This window comes from Pseudomonas sp. NPDC086251 (assembly GCF_044746405.1).
Lineage (GTDB): Bacteria > Pseudomonadota > Gammaproteobacteria > Pseudomonadales > Pseudomonadaceae > Aquipseudomonas.
In genome coordinates, this window is sequence record NZ_JBIVBY010000025.1 from 16,239 (window position 1) to 32,440 (window position 16,202).

Genomic DNA, 16,202 nt, shown 5'->3' on the forward strand with positions numbered 1-16,202 from the left:
AATTGCGCTAGCCGTCTTCTTCGATGTCGAGCAACAGATTTTCCAGTGCCTCGCGGTATTCACCGGGCTCCTTCCACATCCCGCGCTGCTGCGCTTCAAGCATCCGCTCGGTCATGTCGCGCAATGCGTGAGGGTTGTGCTCACGGACGAAATCACGGGTCGCCGGGTCCAGCAAATAGGCCTCCGCCAGCAACGCGTACTGGTGATCGTCGATCAACTGCGTGGTGGCATCGAAGGCAAACAGGTTATCGACCGTGGCCGCCAGTTCGAACGCGCCTTTGTAGCCATGTCGCTTCACGCCGTCGATCCACTTCGGATTGGCGGCCCGGGAACGGATCACCCGGTTCAGTTCTTCCTTCAACGTGCGGATCTTCGGCAGATCCGGCTGACTGTGATCGCCATGGTAACTGGCAGCCGCTTCGCCACTGAGGCTTTCCACGGCGGCGAGCATGCCACCCTGGAATTGGTAGTAATCGTTGGAGTCGAGCAAATCGTGCTCGCGGTTGTCCTGGTTTTGCAGCACCGCTTGCACCTGGCTCAGACGCTGGGCGAATTGTTCGCGGGCAGCGGTGCCTTCGTCCGAACCGCCATACGCGTAGCCGCCCCAGTTCAGGTAAACCTCAGCCAGGTCCTCGCGGCTTTGCCACAAACGACCGTCGATGGCGCCCTGCACACCCGCGCCGTACGCACCGGGTTTGGCGCCGAAGATGCGCCAACCGGCCTGACGTCGGGCTGCGTCCTCATCCAGACCACTTGCCAATAAAGCCTCACGCTCGGCGCGGACCTTGGCGGCTAACGGGTTGAGATCGTCCGGCTCATCGAGTGCCGCGACTGCTTGCACTGCAGCGTCGAACAAGCGGATCAGGTTGGCGAACGCATCGCGAAAGAATCCCGAGACGCGCAAGGTCACGTCCACGCGCGGGCGGTCGAGCAAGCTCAGCGGCAGGATTTCGAAATCGTCGACCCGCTGACTACCCGTGGCCCACACCGGGCGCACGCCCATCAGCGCCATGGCCTGGGCGATGTCGTCGCCGCCGGTGCGCATGGTCGCGGTGCCCCAGACCGACAGACCGAGTTGCCGCAGGTGGTCGCCGTGGTCCTGCAAATGCCGCTCAAGAATCAGGGTTGCCGACTGGAAACCGATGCGCCACGCGGTGGTGGTCGGCAGGTTGCGCACGTCCACCGAATAGAAGTTGCGCCCGGTCGGCAGCACGTCCAGACGACCGCGACTCGGCGCACCGCTGGGGCCGGCGGGGACGAAACGGCCGCTTAGAGCGTCGAGCAAGCCGCGCATTTCTGCCGGACCGCAAGCGTCCAGGCGTGGGGCGACGACTTCGCGCAAATTGTCGAGAATGGCGTTCACTTCCGACCAGCCGGGTTCTTGTGGGAGCGGGCTTGCTCGCGAAAGCGGAGTGTCAGTCGATAGTGATTTGGCTGACACTCCATCGCGAGCAAGCTCGCTCCTACAGGGGTCGTTCACCGTTTGGGAAATCAGTTGGGCGGCGAACAATTCCAGGCGTTCGCGGGTATCGCCTGCGGTGCGCCAAAGTTCATCGTTAAGGGTTTGCAATTCAACCGGACGTGGTCCGGTCCACGGATCAGCCAACGCACAATCCAGCGGATCGAACCCCAACGCGAACGCCTTGGCCAACGCCCGCAGCAAACTCGACTGTGCCCCGCGCCCGTCGCCACGAGGAATCCGCAGCAGCGCCAGCAATGTATCAATGCGCAAGCGCCCGGTCGGCGATTCGCCAAAAATGTGCAGGCCATCGCGGATCTGCGACTCTTTCAAGTCGCACAGGTAGGTGTCCAGACGCGGCAGCCAGATCGCCGCGTCGGCGTCGCTGTCGAGTTTTTCGTCCAGTTGCAATTCGCGGTCGATGTGCGTGTCGCGCACCAGTTGCAGGATGTCGCGCTGCAACTCCCGGGCACGGCGCGGATCGAGCAATTGCGCTTCGTAATATTCGTCGGCCAGCAGCTCAAGGTTGCGCAGCGGACCGTAGGTTTCGGCGCGGGTCAGCGGCGGCATCAGGTGATCAATGATCACGGCCTGAGTGCGACGCTTGGCTTGGGCGCCCTCGCCCGGATCGTTGACGATGAACGGGTAGATATTCGGCAACGGCCCGAGCAGCGCGTCCGGCCAGCAATTTTCCGAAAGCCCGACACCCTTGCCCGGCAGCCATTCGAGGTTGCCGTGCTTGCCGACGTGGATCACGCCGTGGGCGCCGTAGGTGTTGCGCAACCAGAAGTAGAACGCCAGATAGCCGTGCGGCGGCACCAGGTCCGGATCGTGATACACCGCGCTCGGGTCGACTTGATACCCCCGCGCCGGTTGAATCCCGACGAAGGTCAGGCCGAAACGCAGCCCGGCGATCATCATGCGTCCGCCACGGCACATCGGGTCGCTCTCGGGCACGCCCCAGCGTTCCAGCACTGCTTCGCGGTTGGCCTCGGGCAGTGCGTTGAACATCAGCAGGTAGTCGCCCATCGCCAGGCTTTGCTGGCACGGACGCTGGTCGAGCGTGTCGAGGTCATTGCTGACGCCGCCGAGCAACTGCTGGATCAACGCGGTGCCGCTGGCCGGCAATTCGGCGGGCAGCGGATAACCTTCTTGATGCAACGCACGCAGGATGTTCAGCGCCGCGGCCGGCGTGTCGAGGCCGACGCCATTGCCGATGCGGCCATCGCGCGTCGGGTAGTTGGCGAGGATCAGGGCGATGCGTTTTTCAGCGTTCGGCACCCGCGCCAGATCGATCCAGCGCCGCGCCAGTTCGGCGACGAAATCCATGCGTTCCGGTTGTGGCCGGTAGCAGACCACATCGGACTGACTGCGCTCACTGCGCCACGCCAAATCCTTGAAGCTGATCGGGCGGCTGATGATCCGCCCGTCCAGTTCCGGCAACGCAATGTGCATCGCCAGATCGCGCGGGCCGAGGCCTTGCTCGCTGGCGCGCCAACCGGGTTCGTTGTCCTGGGCGCAAATCGCCTGGATCACCGGGATGTTGCGTCGAAACGGTCGCAGGTGCGGTGCTTCGGGGCTGGACTGGGCGAAGCCGGTGGTGTTGAGAATCACCGTCGCTTCAGTCTCGTCCAGCAGGTCCTCAACCACCGTCAGGCAGCCGGGCTCCTTCAAACTGGCCACGGCGATCGGCAGCGGGTTGAGCCCCGCCGCTTGCAGTCGTTGGCAAAAAATATCGATGAAGCCGGTGTTCGCCGCCTGCAAATGCGAGCGGTAGAACAGCACCGCCGCCACCGGTTGATCAGCCTGCCAGTCGGCTTGCCAATCGCGAAGGTCGGCGGGGCTTTTTTGTGGATGGTAGATCGCGGTGCGCGGCAGGGTTTGCGGCTCGGCCCAGGCATAGTCGCGTTCCAGCCAGCGATTGGCCAGGCAGCGGAAAAAATCCAGGGCATTGCCCATGCCGCCTTGACGCAAAAACTGCCAGAGGCGGTCGCGGTCTTCGGCGGGCACGGTGCTCAGATCACTGAGCTCCGGGTCCGGACGATCATCGCCCGGCACCAGAATCAGCTGCACACCACGCTCCGAGAGCTGCACCAGTTGCTCGACGCCATAACGCCAATAGGCGATGCCACCGTGCAACGAAATCAGAATGACCTTGGCATGGCGCAACACTTCGTCGACGTACAGGTCGACCGAGGCGTGATTCTGCACCTGCATCGGGTTGGCCAGGCGCACGCTCGGGTAATCGTCGGGCAACTGCTGCGCCGCTTCGGCGAGCAGCGCCAGGCTGGAATCACCGCTGCACAGGATCACCAGCTCGGCGGGGGTTTGCCCAAGGTCGGCAATGTTGTCATCCGAGACGAAACCGCCGGGCTGGGTCCTGAGCAGGTGCATGGCTTAAACGCTGAGCGCAGCGCGCAGTTGCGCTTCGAGCAGGGCGGCGTCCAGTTCCTGGCCGATCAACACCAGACGCGTGGTGCGCGCTTCATCGGCGCCCCACTGACGGTCGAAGTGCTTGTCGAAACGCGTGCCCACACCCTGGATCAGCAGACGCATCGGTTTGTTCGGGATCGCGGCGAAACCTTTGACGCGCAGGATGCCGTGCTGGACTACCAATTGCGTCAGTGCGTCCATTAGCAGGCTTTCGTCGGCTTGCGGCAGCTCAATGGAAATGGAATCGAAGGCGTCGTGGTCATGCTCATCGTGATGGCCGTCTTCACCTTCATGGTGGTGATCGTGATGGCTGTGACGGCTGTCGATGTGCTCTTCGGAACCGGCGCCCAAGCCAATCAGTACGTCCAATGGAACGCGACCGCTGCTGGCTTCGATGACTTTGACCGCTGGCGGCAGTTCTTCAGCGACTTCCAGGCGCACACGGGCGAGGTCTTCCGGGCTGATCAGGTCGGCCTTGTTGAGGATTACCAGGTCGGCGCTGGCCAGTTGGTCGGCGAACAATTCGTGCAGCGGCGATTCGTGATCGAGGTTCGGGTCGAGCTTGCGCTGGGCATCGACCTGATCCGGGAACGCGGCGAAGGTGCCGGCGGCCACGGCCGGGCTGTCGACCACGGTGATCACCGCATCGACGGTGCAGGCGCTGCGGATTTCCGGCCACTGGAAGGCTTGAACCAACGGTTTTGGCAGGGCCAGGCCCGAGGTTTCAATCAGGATGTGGTCGAGGTCGCCGCGACGGGCCACCAGTTCGCGCATCACCGGGAAGAACTCTTCCTGAACCGTGCAGCACAGGCAGCCGTTGGCCAGTTCGTAGACGCGGCCGTTGGCTTCTTCTTCAGTGCAGCCGATGGCGCACTGCTTGAGGATTTCGCCGTCGATGCCCAGCTCGCCGAACTCGTTGACGATCACCGCGATGCGGCGGCCCTGAGCGTTGTCGAGCATGTGCCGCAGCAAGGTGGTTTTGCCCGAGCCGAGGAAGCCGGTAACGATGGTGACGGGGAGTTTGGCCAGTGTTTTCATCGGATGCCCTTTGGCAAGGTGGCGGGCATACGGGACGACAATCGCTGCGACGTGCGCGCGCGGAAGAGTTCGCCACCGGATCACCCCGCCCGGTTGTAGTGAGAATCTGTGTCGAGGCAGGTCTCCTGGCTGACGGTGTGCCAATCGTTGGACTGGCGTTGGCTGCGCCTTCCCGCGAAGCCGTTGGACGGCGTTTGCAGTGGCGTGGCAGCGAACATCACCGTTCACAGTTGCGGGGGCAGCCGCGGCATCGACCGCGTTCCCTTCTTAGCTTCGGCAACACGCCGAAGAACCTCGAAAGCGCAAGGCTACGCATCGTGTGGGGGCGGGTCAATGTCTTGTAGCGGCCATCAGGACGCCTTCGCGGGCAAGCCTCGCTCCTACAGGGCCGCGGTGCTTTTGTAGGAGCGAGGCTTGCCCGCGAAGAGAGCGACTCGGTATCAACTGAGAACCCCTGCCAATTGACGCCCAACCCCCGGCCATGCTCTCCTACTCACCTTGTTACGGGTGCCCTTCACAGGGTGAAACGGGAAACCGGTGAATCATGTGCTTTACTCAAGGCCATGTCAGTCCGGTGCTGCCCCCGCAACGGTAAGCGAGCGAAGCGTCAGATCCACTGTGCCAGCAGTTCGGCATGGGAAGGTGATGCTTGCAGGTGTTGGCGTAAGCCTTAGCCCCTCGTGAGCCCGGAGACCGGCCCGCAACACACAGTGACCGATACGTTCACTGAATAACAAACCCGCGGTGGGCGGGCGCTGTTTGAACCTCTGCGCGCCCGACTCGCAGGGATCTTCCATGCGCTCTATTCACCCCACTGACAGACCAGAGGGAAGCGCCATGTCGATTATCAGCAGCACCGGCAGCAACACCGATCAGAGCACTGCCAGCACCACCACGACCCTGACTCAACGCCTGACCGCTGCCGTTTGCGCATCGATCCTTGGCGCCAGTCTTGTGTATTTCGCCGGTTTCTCGCACATCGAAGCGGTGCACAACGCCGCGCACGACACCCGTCACAGCTCCGCTTTCCCGTGCCATTGAGACCTGCCGACATGATCAAGCGTATTGCGCAAACCGCAGGTTTCACCGGACTGCTGGCCGCCCTGCTGCTGACCCTGCTGCAAAGCTTCTGGGTGGCTCCGTTGATTTTGCAGGCCGAAACCTACGAAAAATCCGAACCTGCTGCCGTTGAAATGCACGAACACGCTGAGGGCGCCGTGGCCGCTCACACCCACGACGCCGAAGCCTGGGAGCCAGAAGACGGCTGGCAGCGCGTGCTGTCGACCACTGGCGGCAATCTGGTGGTCGCTGTCGGTTTCGCCCTGATGCTCGCCGGTCTCTACACCTTGCGCGCACCGACCAAAACCTCGCAGGGCTTGCTCTGGGGCCTGGCCGGTTATGCGACGTTCGTGCTGGCGCCGACCCTCGGCCTGCCGCCTGAGTTGCCGGGCACCGCTGCGGCCGATCTGGCGCAACGGCAGTTCTGGTGGATTGGCGCGGCGGCCTCCACCGCCGTCGGTATCGCTTTGATCGTGTTTAGCCGCCACTGGCTGATGAAAGTCCTTGGCGCGGCGATCCTGGCCGTTCCTCACTTGATCGGCGCTCCGCAACCGGAAGTGCATTCGATGCTCGCTCCGCAAGCGCTGGAAACCCAGTTCAAAATCGCGTCGCAGCTGACCAACATGGGATTCTGGCTGGCCCTGGGCCTGATCAGTGCCTGGTTGTTCCGCCGCAAAAGCGCGGGTCAATACCACGCATGACGGATACCCGCGCAGCGCCGACCCTGGCAGTCGGCCTGGGCTGCCAGCGCGGCTGCCCCGTCAGCACGCTGCGGGCATTGCTCGATCAGGCGTTACAGGCGCATCAAATCGGACTTCATCAGATCAGGGCCCTGGCCAGTATCGACATGAAGCGCGATGAGCCTGGCCTGATCGAACTGGCCGAACAACTGTCGCTGCCGCTGATTTATTTCAGCAGTGCGCAACTGGTCGGTTATCAAGCGCAACTCAGCCATCAGTCGGACATCGCGTTCGAACGCACCGGCTGCTACGGCGTGGCAGAAAGTGCCGCCCTCGCCCTCGCCGAACACCTGTCCCAGGCGCCGGCAAAACTGCTGATTTCGCGACAAAAGTATGCCCAGGCCACCCTCGCGTTGGCCTGCGCTGTCTAAAATCCCCGATAATCCCCGTCTTCGATCATGAGCAATCTTCATCTGAAGCCTTGCCCAGACCCTTTTCTCACAGGAACCGACGATGACCGTCTATTTCATTGGCGCAGGTCCCGGCGACCCGGAACTGATCACCGTCAAAGGCCAACGGCTGATTCGCACCTGCCCGGTCATTATCTACGCCGGCTCCCTGGTGCCCACCGCCGTGTTGGCAGGCCATCAGGCCGAACAGGTAGTCAACAGCGCCGAATTGCACCTGGAACAGATTATCGACCTGATCAAGACTGCCCATGCCAACGGCCAGGATGTGGCTCGGGTGCATTCCGGCGATCCAAGCCTGTATGGCGCCATTGGCGAACAGATTCGTTACCTGCGCGAATTCGACATCCCGTTTGAAATCATTCCCGGCGTGACCGCGACGGCGGCCTGCGCGGCGTTGCTCGGTGCGGAACTGACACTGCCGGACGTGTCACAGAGCGTGATTCTGACCCGCTACGCCGACAAGACCGCGATGCCGGCGGGCGAAGAGCTGGGTAGCCTGGCGCAGCACGGGGCGACCATGGCGATTCATTTGGGGGTCAATCATCTGGAGAAGATCCTGGCTGAATTGCTGCCGCATTACGGCGCGGATTGTCCGATTGCGGTGATTCACCGGGCAACCTGGCCGGATCAGGATTGGGTGGTGGGAACGCTTGAGGATATTGCCGGGAAGGTGGAGGCGAAGGGGTTTCGGCGTACGGCGCTGATATTGGTCGGTCGGGTGTTGGGCAGCGATCATTTTAGTGAGTCGTCGCTGTACCGTGCCGGGCATGCGCATTTGTATCGCCCATAGGGCCTCTTCGCGAGCAAGCCCGCTCCCACATTTGATCTTTGTCGGGCTCAAAATTTGTGTGCGCAGGAGATTAAATGTGGGAGCGGGCTTGCTCGCGAAGGCGTCAGTGAATTTCACCCATAAAAAAACGGCGCTCACGGGGCGCCGTTTTTTTTGTTTGCAGCGAACACCTTACTCAGTAGTAGGCGTTTTCTTTCTGCGTGTGGTCGGTCACGTCGCGAACGCCCTTGAGCTCGGGAATGCGCTCGAGCAAGGTGCGCTCGATGCCTTCACGCAAGGTCACGTCTGCCTGGCCGCAGCCCTGGCAACCGCCGCCGAACTTGAGCACGGCGATGCCGTCCTCGACCACATCGATCAGGCTGACCTGACCGCCGTGGCTCGCGAGCCCCGGGTTGATTTCGGTTTGCAGGTAGTAGTTGATGCGCTCGTTCACCGGGCTGTCGGCGTTGACCATCGGGACTTTGGCGTTTGGCGCCTTGATGGTCAGCTGGCCGCCCATGCGGTCGGTGGCGTAGTCGACTACCGCATCGTCCAGGAACGCTTCGCTGAACGAGTCGATGTAAGCAGTGAAGCTTTTCAGCCCCAGCGCCGTGTCTTCAGGTTTTTCTTCGCCCGGCTTGCAATAAGCAATGCAGGTTTCGGCGTACTGGGTGCCAGGCTGGGTGATAAAGACGCGGATGCCGATGCCTGGGGTGTTCTGCTTGGAGAGCAGATCAGCCAGATAATCGTGGGCGGCGTCGGTGATGGTAATAGCGGTCATGGAAACTCCTCGCAGGCTTGGGCGCAGTTTACGCCAATCATCGCGCCGGACAAAGTCCTAGTATTTTTGTCGGGAAAGAGCCGGGACCGGCTCGACCGCCGGTTCGCCGTCGATCCAGTCTTTAAGCCACCGATAGCTGCATTTTTCCACCCATTCGTAGCTTGCCCACGAACCCAGGCCAATCGTCGCCGCGCAAACAACGAACATCACGTAGGGGTTTATGCCGTAGCGCTGTGCGACAAAACCGCCGGCAGACAGCACCAGCACGTGCATCAGGTACACCGAGTAGGAACAATCACCGAGCAGCTTGAACAGCCGATTGTTCGCGAAAAAGCGTTCCAGCGACATGCACGCCGTGACCAGCACCGCGCTCGGCACGCCCCAGGTCAGGAATCGTGGTTGCGGCGCCAAGTGATAAATCGCCGTCAACGCGCCGGCAATGCCCAGCAATGGCAGGTACAAGCCCGGCTTGATCCAGCCACGGCGGTAGATCATGCCGATGGCGATCCCCAGCAGAAACTCATAAACGATACCCGAGCGATAGAACTCGCTGACCCAGCCATAACCGGTCCACGCCTGGCACACCGCGAACAGCAGCGCCGCCACGACCAGCAACCGCACCTGCAAGCGAAACAGCAGCGCCCAGGCGAACAGCAGGTAGAACAGCATTTCGTAGTTAAGCGTCCAGCCGACGTTAAGCGTCGGATAAATCCCGTAGCCGCCGGGGTTCTCGGTAGGAATGAACAGCAGCGACAGCAGGAAATGCGACCAGTCGACCGTCTGATCCGGCAGCAAGGGTTTGGCGAACACCACCAGCAACGCCATCAGCACCGTATACAGCCAGTACGCCGGGACGATGCGAAAGAGTCGATACAGCAGAAAGCGCCCCGGCGGCAGCGACTTGCCCTCGGTGGAGAGGAAAATCACCAGGCCGCTGATGACAAAAAACACGTCGACGCCCACCGCCCCCTTGTCGATGAACATCTGCCCCACCGGCCCATGGGCCTTGAAGTCGAAGAAAATCTGCATGAAATGGTGGCAAACCACTGCCCAGGCGGCGATGGCGCGCAGTGCCTGCACTGAAATCAACATTGACCGCCCTCCCGCTCCCGATCCGCAATCCGCCGCATTTCTCTTGTGGGAGCGGGCTTGCTCGCGAAAGCGGTGTGTCAGGCAATATTAACGTCGACTGACACACCGCCTTCGCGAGCAAGCCCGCTCCCACATTGGATTTGCGGTGCCTACAGATCCGACACCGGCCAGCTGTCAAAGGTCGATCAAAGATTCTCGTAGCGGTTCATGTCCAGCACGCCCTCTTCCACCGGGTCGGTCTCATGCACGTAGCGGCTCAGGTCATGGAAGTAGAACCAGAATTGCGGATGGCTACGGCGAATTCCCCAGCGTTCGACGATTTTCTCGAAGCGATGGGCGTCCTTGGCGTTCTCCATCGCGTCGACGAACTCGGGCACCTGCCCGGCCGGAATGTTGAACATGAAGTTCGGATAGCTGCTGAGCACGCCGGGGAAAATGGTCAGCGTGTCGAGCCCCGGTTGATAGCGCAGCGACTCACCGAGCAGGAACGCCACGTTGCTGTGCGCGCGGTTGCGCAGCAGGCTGTAAACCTCACGCTTGCCGCTGGTGGTCTCGATACGCAACATCGTTGCTTCCGGCAACTGATCGATGACCTTAAGCCCCGCCGCCGGACGCGACGTCAGGCGACTCAAGGCCTGCTCGGCACTCTGCAATTGCAGATCGATGTTCGGTCGCGAGCAATAAGCACCGTCACAGCGATTGATCGGATCGGGCTTGGCATTTAGGTCGCCGTAGCGGGCCAGCAACTGCATCGCGAAATCACGTTTGGGGTCGTTTTCGTTCAGGACGAGCGCCGTCTCCTTGTCGTTATCGATGGCCTCGTAATCCAGCCACATCTTGATCTTGCCGCTGTTCTGGTACCAATCGTCGAGGTACGCGTCCCGCGAATCCGCCGGCATCAAGCGCAGGAAGTTCTGCTCGGCGCCGTTACGGATCAGGTCGAAATACAGCCGCGTCTGCGCCTGATGGGAGACGTTGCCGAACACGTCGAAGTTGACCGCCAGCTGATAGTAGGTGCGCTCCAGCAGCGGGAAGTCGAACAGCCACATCGTTTGCGGCACGTCACCGATCAGGCCTTTGTTCACCGAAGCGCTGTCGAAGTGGCGGAAGATGGTCAGCAAGGCGTTATCGTTGCCGGCCCACAAGGTCGACCAGCTCGGCGCCGGCGCATCGGCGTAACTGTCGCGGCGCAGCGCCTCGTATTCGTTACGCTTGTCGCGGTAGTCGTGCCACAGGCTCAGGACACTGCCGACGTCGTCGTTCTGCCCCGGCATCGCCAGCAACGGCGTGGCCTGACCGCGGTAGTTCGGGTCAATGATGTAGAGGTCGTGTTCCGGCGCCTGGAACAGCGCCCAGAAGTTATCGCGGATCACATCAGTGGCAATCTGACCGCGACAGACCGGGCCGCGAATGAAGGTGCGCACGAAGTATTCGGCGTTATCGAGCATGAACTGGTAGCGCGCCTGGGCCGGGATCGCCTCGAAGGTGGTGAACGGATTGGCCCGGCGCTCCGGCCCGTAACCCGGCAAGGCGTTGACCTGCCAGTTGCCGTTATAAAAGAGGGTTTTGATCCGCGCCATCTTCGCCGCGCTCAGCGGATAGGTGATGTGGGTTTTCTGCACAATCACCCCTTGCACCGGCCACAGGCGGTAATACACCTGAGTGCCGGGGTCGTCGTTCGGGCGGCGGGTGTTGATCAGGTCGATCGGCTGGCCGGTCGGCGTGCGCGAACGCACCCACTGGAAGAAATGCCCCGGCTCGCCGTCCTTGAAGTAAAGGTGAGCGAGAAACCAATGCTCGAACAACCAGCGCCCGACCAGGCTTTGCCGCGCCCCGGGCGCGTTCAGCAGGTTTTCCCATTGCACCACCTGCAGCGCTTCCTTCGCCGAAGGCACCAAGCCTTGCTCATCGATGGGCGCGCCGGAGGCCAGCCAGCGTTGCAGCGTCTGGTATTGCTGATCGGTCAGGCCGGTGACCGCCAACGGCATGCCTTCTTTCGGATGCGCCCGGGCATAACCTTCGAATTCTGCAGGCATGGCGCAACTGTTTTCCCGGTTCAGGCCCAGGACAATGTCTTCCGGCAACTTCGCGTTGGGCTGCAACGGCGTGGTGTGTCCCAGCTCCAGCATCCGCGCCATCAGCGCGGCCTGGCTGCCCTGGGCGTCGAGTACCGAATAGAAGCTTTTTTGCTGCCAGGCGCGTTTACCGAACGCGTCGTAAAACAGCCGGGTCGGTGCAGCGGCCTGGCTGCGTTCGCCGTCATAGACCGGAATCTTGGTCGCACCGCGCGCGACCCCTTCGCCACTGCCCAGATTGAGCTGACAGGCGGCGTCGTAGCAGGCATGGCAGGCCACGCACTTTTCGGTGAAGATCGGTTGGATGTCGCGGGTATAGGAAATGCCAGCGGAGATGGCCGGTTCCTGCGCGGCGGCGCCCCAGCTTAAAAACAGCAACACCATGCTGATGACGCGATAAGGCATGTCCCTGGTCCCAATCATGAAAAAACGCCGCGATTCTAACGCTCGGACACCCGTACCAACATGAGCGATATTCATGCAAAAACCGGACATGCTCTAAAAGCGCGCAGGTTTGCTATTATCCCGCCCCTTCGTCATGGCCTTACCGAGTAGTCCAAATGTCCGATCGCAGCGTTCGCCTTCAAGCTCTCAAGCACGCCCTCAAAGAGCGCATCCTGATTCTCGATGGCGGCATGGGCACGATGATCCAGAGCTACAAGCTCGAAGAGCAGGATTACCGTGGCAAACGCTTCGCTGACTGGCCGAGCGACGTCAAAGGCAACAATGACCTGTTGGTGCTGACGCGCCCGGACGTGATTGGCGGCATCGAGAAAGCCTACCTGGACGCCGGCGCCGATATTCTGGAAACCAACACCTTCAACGCCACGCGGATTTCCATGGCCGATTACGGCATGGAAGAACTGGCCTACGAACTGAACGTAGAAGGCGCTCGCCTGGCGCGCAAGATCGCCGACGCGAAAACCCTCGAGAACCCGGACAAGCCGCGCTTCGTCGCCGGCGTGCTCGGCCCGACCAGCCGCACCTGCTCGCTGTCGCCGGACGTGAACAACCCCGGCTACCGCAACGTGACCTTCGATGAACTGGTGGAGAACTACACCGAGGCCACCAAAGGCCTGATCGAAGGCGGCGCCGACCTGATCCTGATCGAAACCATTTTCGACACCCTCAACGCCAAAGCCGCGATCTTCGCCGTGCAAGGGGTTTACGAAGAACTCGGCGTCGAACTGCCAATCATGATCTCCGGCACCATCACCGACGCCTCCGGCCGTACCCTGTCGGGCCAGACCACGGAAGCGTTCTGGAACTCCGTGGCCCACGCCAAGCCGATCTCGGTCGGCCTGAACTGCGCCCTCGGCGCCAGCGAATTGCGCCCGTACCTGGAGGAGCTGTCGAACAAGGCCGGCACCCACGTTTCCGCGCACCCGAACGCTGGCCTGCCAAACGAATTCGGCGAGTACGACGAACTGCCGGCGGAAACCGCCAAGGTCATCGAAGAATTCGCCCAAAGCGGCTTCCTCAATATTGTCGGCGGTTGCTGCGGCACCACGCCGGGCCACATCGAAGCCATCGCCAAAGCGGTGGCCGGTTATGCGCCGCGCCAGATTCCGGAAATTCCGAAGGCCTGCCGCCTCTCGGGCCTGGAACCGTTCACCATCGATCGCAGTTCGCTGTTCGTCAACGTCGGCGAGCGCACCAACATCACTGGCTCCGCCAAGTTCGCTCGGCTGATCCGTGAAGACAACTACACCGAAGCTTTGGAAGTCGCCCTGCAGCAGGTCGAAGCCGGCGCCCAGGTGATCGACATCAACATGGACGAAGGGATGCTCGATTCGAAGAAGGCCATGGTGACCTTCCTCAATCTGATTGCCGGTGAACCGGACATCTCCCGCGTCCCGATCATGATCGATTCCTCGAAATGGGAAGTGATCGAAGCCGGCCTCAAGTGCATCCAGGGCAAGGGCATCGTCAACTCGATCAGCATGAAAGAAGGCGTCGAGCAGTTCATTCATCACGCCAAACTGTGCAAGCGCTATGGCGCCGCCGTGGTGGTGATGGCCTTCGACGAAGCCGGCCAGGCCGACACCGAAGCGCGCAAGAAAGAAATCTGCAAACGCTCCTACGACATTCTGGTCAACGACGTCGGCTTCCCACCGGAAGACATCATTTTCGACCCGAACATCTTCGCCGTGGCCACCGGCATCGAAGAACACAACAACTACGCTGTGGACTTCATCAATGCCTGTGCCTACATCCGTGACGAACTGCCGTATGCCCTGACGTCGGGCGGCGTGTCCAACGTGTCGTTCTCGTTCCGTGGCAACAACCCGGTGCGTGAAGCGATCCACTCGGTGTTCCTGCTGTATGCGATCCGCAACGGCCTGACCATGGGCATCGTCAACGCCGGCCAACTGGAGATCTACGACCAGATCCCGGCCGAACTGCGCGACGCCGTGGAAGATGTGGTGCTCAACCGCACCCCGAACGGCACCGACGCCCTCCTCGCCATTGCCGACAAGTACAAGGGCGATGGCAGCGTCAAGGAAGCCGAGACGGAAGAGTGGCGTAACTGGGACGTCAACAAGCGTCTGGAGCATGCGCTGGTCAAAGGCATTACCACGCACATTGTGGAAGACACCGAAGAGTCGCGTCAGTCGTTTGCCCGGCCGATCGAAGTGATCGAAGGCCCGCTGATGTCGGGCATGAACATCGTTGGCGACCTGTTCGGTGCCGGCAAAATGTTCCTGCCGCAGGTGGTCAAATCCGCCCGTGTGATGAAGCAGGCCGTGGCGCACTTGATCCCGTTCATCGAGCTGGAAAAGGGCGACAAGCCGGAAGCCAAGGGCAAGATCCTGATGGCCACGGTCAAGGGCGACGTGCACGACATCGGCAAGAACATCGTGGGCGTGGTGCTGGGTTGTAACGGCTACGACATCGTCGACCTCGGCGTGATGGTGCCGGCAGAGAAAATCCTGCAAGTGGCCAAAGAGCAGAAGTGCGACATCATCGGCCTCTCCGGTCTGATCACGCCTTCGCTGGATGAAATGGTCCACGTGGCCCGCGAGATGCAGCGTCAGGACTTCCACTTGCCGCTGATGATCGGTGGCGCGACCACCTCCAAGGCGCACACGGCGGTGAAGATCGAACCGAAGTACAGCAACGACGCGGTGATCTACGTCACCGACGCTTCCCGCGCCGTGGGCGTGGCGACGCAGTTGCTGTCAAAGGAATTGAAACCGGCGTTCGTCGAGAAGACCCGCCTGGAATACATCGACGTCCGCGAGCGCACGGCCAACCGCAGCGCCCGCACCGAGCGCCTGAGCTACCCGGCGGCGATCGCCAAGAAGCCGCAGTTCGACTGGAGCACCTACGAGCCGGTCAAGCCGACGTTTACCGGCGCCAAAGTGCTGGACAATATCGACCTGAAGGTGCTGGCCGAGTACATCGACTGGACGCCGTTCTTTATCTCCTGGGACCTGGCCGGCAAGTACCCGCGCATCCTCACCGACGAAGTGGTCGGTGAAGCCGCCACCGCGCTGTTTGCCGACGCCCAGGAAATGCTCGCCAAATTGATCGACGAGAAACTCATCAGCGCCCGTGCGGTGTTCGGTTTCTGGCCGGCCAACCAGGTGCGTGACGACGATATCGAAGTCTACGGCGATGACGGCAAGCCATTGGCCAAGCTGCATCACCTGCGCCAGCAGATCATCAAGACCGACGGCAAACCGAACTTCTCCCTGGCCGACTTTGTGGCACCGAAGGACAGCGAAGTGACCGACTACGTCGGTGGTTTCATCACCACCGCCGGCATCGGCGCGGAGGAAGTGGCGAAGGCTTATCAGGATGCCGGCGACGATTACAACTCGATCATGGTCAAGGCCCTGGCCGACCGCCTGGCCGAGGCCTGCGCCGAGTGGCTGCACCAGCAGGTGCGTAAAGAGCATTGGGGTTACGCCAAGGATGAAACCCTGGACAACGAGGCGCTGATCAAAGAGCAATACACCGGCATCCGCCCTGCCCCGGGCTACCCGGCGTGCCCGGATCACACCGAGAAATCGACGTTGTTTGCCTTGCTCGATCCAGAAGCCAGCGAAATGAAAGCGGGCCGCAGCGGCGTGTTCCTCACCGAGCATTACGCGATGTTCCCGGCGGCAGCGGTCAGCGGCTGGTACTTCGCGCACCCGCAGGCGCAATACTTCGCCGTGGGCAAGATCGACAAGGACCAGGTGCAGAGCTACACCTCGCGTAAAGGCCAGGAATTGAGCGTGACCGAACGCTGGTTGGCACCGAACCTCGGGTACGACAACTAAGGCGCGCCGAACACCCTGTAGGAGCGAGGCTTGCCCGCGAAGGCGTACTTGAGATCGCCTTCGCGGGCAAGCCTC

General features: G+C 61.7%; 10 protein-coding genes and 2 riboswitches. Of the genes, 5 read left to right on the plus strand and 5 right to left on the minus strand.

From position 1 onward, the window contains the following. Window positions 1-7: 7 nt before the first annotated feature. Both cobN and cobW read right to left on the minus strand, forming a co-directional pair. Window positions 8-3,853 carry a cobaltochelatase subunit CobN gene (gene cobN / locus ACIPL2_RS25170; protein WP_401360870.1) on the minus strand — a complete coding sequence of 1,282 codons (3,846 nt, stop codon included), beginning with the start codon at window positions 3,851-3,853 and terminating at the stop codon, window positions 8-10. Window positions 3,854-3,856: 3 nt separating this feature from the next. After that, on the minus strand, window positions 3,857-4,930 hold the full coding sequence (gene cobW / locus ACIPL2_RS25175) for a cobalamin biosynthesis protein CobW (protein WP_401360872.1): 1,074 nt from the start codon (window positions 4,928-4,930) through the stop codon (window positions 3,857-3,859). 97 nt (window positions 4,931-5,027) lie between these two features. After that, window positions 5,028-5,242, minus strand: a riboswitch (cobalamin riboswitch). Window positions 5,243-5,418: 176 nt separating this feature from the next. Beyond that, a riboswitch (cobalamin riboswitch) is annotated at window positions 5,419-5,647 on the plus strand. A 120-nt stretch (window positions 5,648-5,767) separates the two neighbouring features. Here cobW and ACIPL2_RS25180 point away from each other — a divergent pair. The 4 genes from ACIPL2_RS25180 to cobM all read left to right on the plus strand — a co-directional run bounded on the left by ACIPL2_RS25180 (window position 5,768) and on the right by cobM (window position 7,929). Beyond that, on the plus strand, window positions 5,768-5,971 hold the full coding sequence (locus tag ACIPL2_RS25180; protein WP_401360874.1) for a CbtB domain-containing protein: 204 nt from the start codon (window positions 5,768-5,770) through the stop codon (window positions 5,969-5,971). Between the two features lie 11 nt (window positions 5,972-5,982). Next, window positions 5,983-6,690 (plus strand): CbtA family protein, encoded by a 708-nt coding sequence (locus ACIPL2_RS25185; protein WP_401360876.1) that lies wholly within the window; start codon window positions 5,983-5,985, stop codon window positions 6,688-6,690. Next, window positions 6,687-7,100, plus strand: a complete 414-nt coding sequence (locus tag ACIPL2_RS25190) for a cobalamin biosynthesis protein (protein ID WP_401360878.1) — start codon at window positions 6,687-6,689, stop codon at window positions 7,098-7,100. The genes ACIPL2_RS25185 and ACIPL2_RS25190 overlap by 4 nt, the downstream gene beginning before the upstream one ends. A gap of 82 nt (window positions 7,101-7,182) precedes the next feature. Then, window positions 7,183-7,929, plus strand: coding sequence for a precorrin-4 C(11)-methyltransferase (gene cobM / locus ACIPL2_RS25195; RefSeq protein ID WP_401360880.1), 747 nt, complete (start codon window positions 7,183-7,185; stop codon window positions 7,927-7,929). Window positions 7,930-8,104: 175 nt separating this feature from the next. Here cobM and nfuA read toward each other — a convergent pair whose 3' ends face one another. The 3 genes from nfuA to ACIPL2_RS25210 all read right to left on the minus strand — a co-directional run bounded on the left by nfuA (window position 8,105) and on the right by ACIPL2_RS25210 (window position 12,261). Then, window positions 8,105-8,689, minus strand: coding sequence for a Fe-S biogenesis protein NfuA (gene nfuA / locus ACIPL2_RS25200; protein WP_007898222.1), 585 nt, complete (start codon window positions 8,687-8,689; stop codon window positions 8,105-8,107). 57 nt (window positions 8,690-8,746) lie between these two features. Further along, window positions 8,747-9,781, minus strand: coding sequence for an acyltransferase family protein (locus tag ACIPL2_RS25205; protein ID WP_401360882.1), 1,035 nt, complete (start codon window positions 9,779-9,781; stop codon window positions 8,747-8,749). A gap of 185 nt (window positions 9,782-9,966) precedes the next feature. Continuing rightward, on the minus strand, window positions 9,967-12,261 hold the full coding sequence (locus ACIPL2_RS25210) for a fatty acid cis/trans isomerase (RefSeq protein ID WP_401360884.1): 2,295 nt from the start codon (window positions 12,259-12,261) through the stop codon (window positions 9,967-9,969). 155 nt (window positions 12,262-12,416) lie between these two features. Here ACIPL2_RS25210 and metH point away from each other — a divergent pair, with 155 nt between their 5' ends. Next, a complete protein-coding gene (gene metH / locus ACIPL2_RS25215) occupies window positions 12,417-16,127 on the plus strand; it encodes a methionine synthase (RefSeq protein WP_401360886.1) in 3,711 nt (1,236 codons plus the stop codon). The last annotated feature ends 75 nt before the right edge of the window (window positions 16,128-16,202 follow it).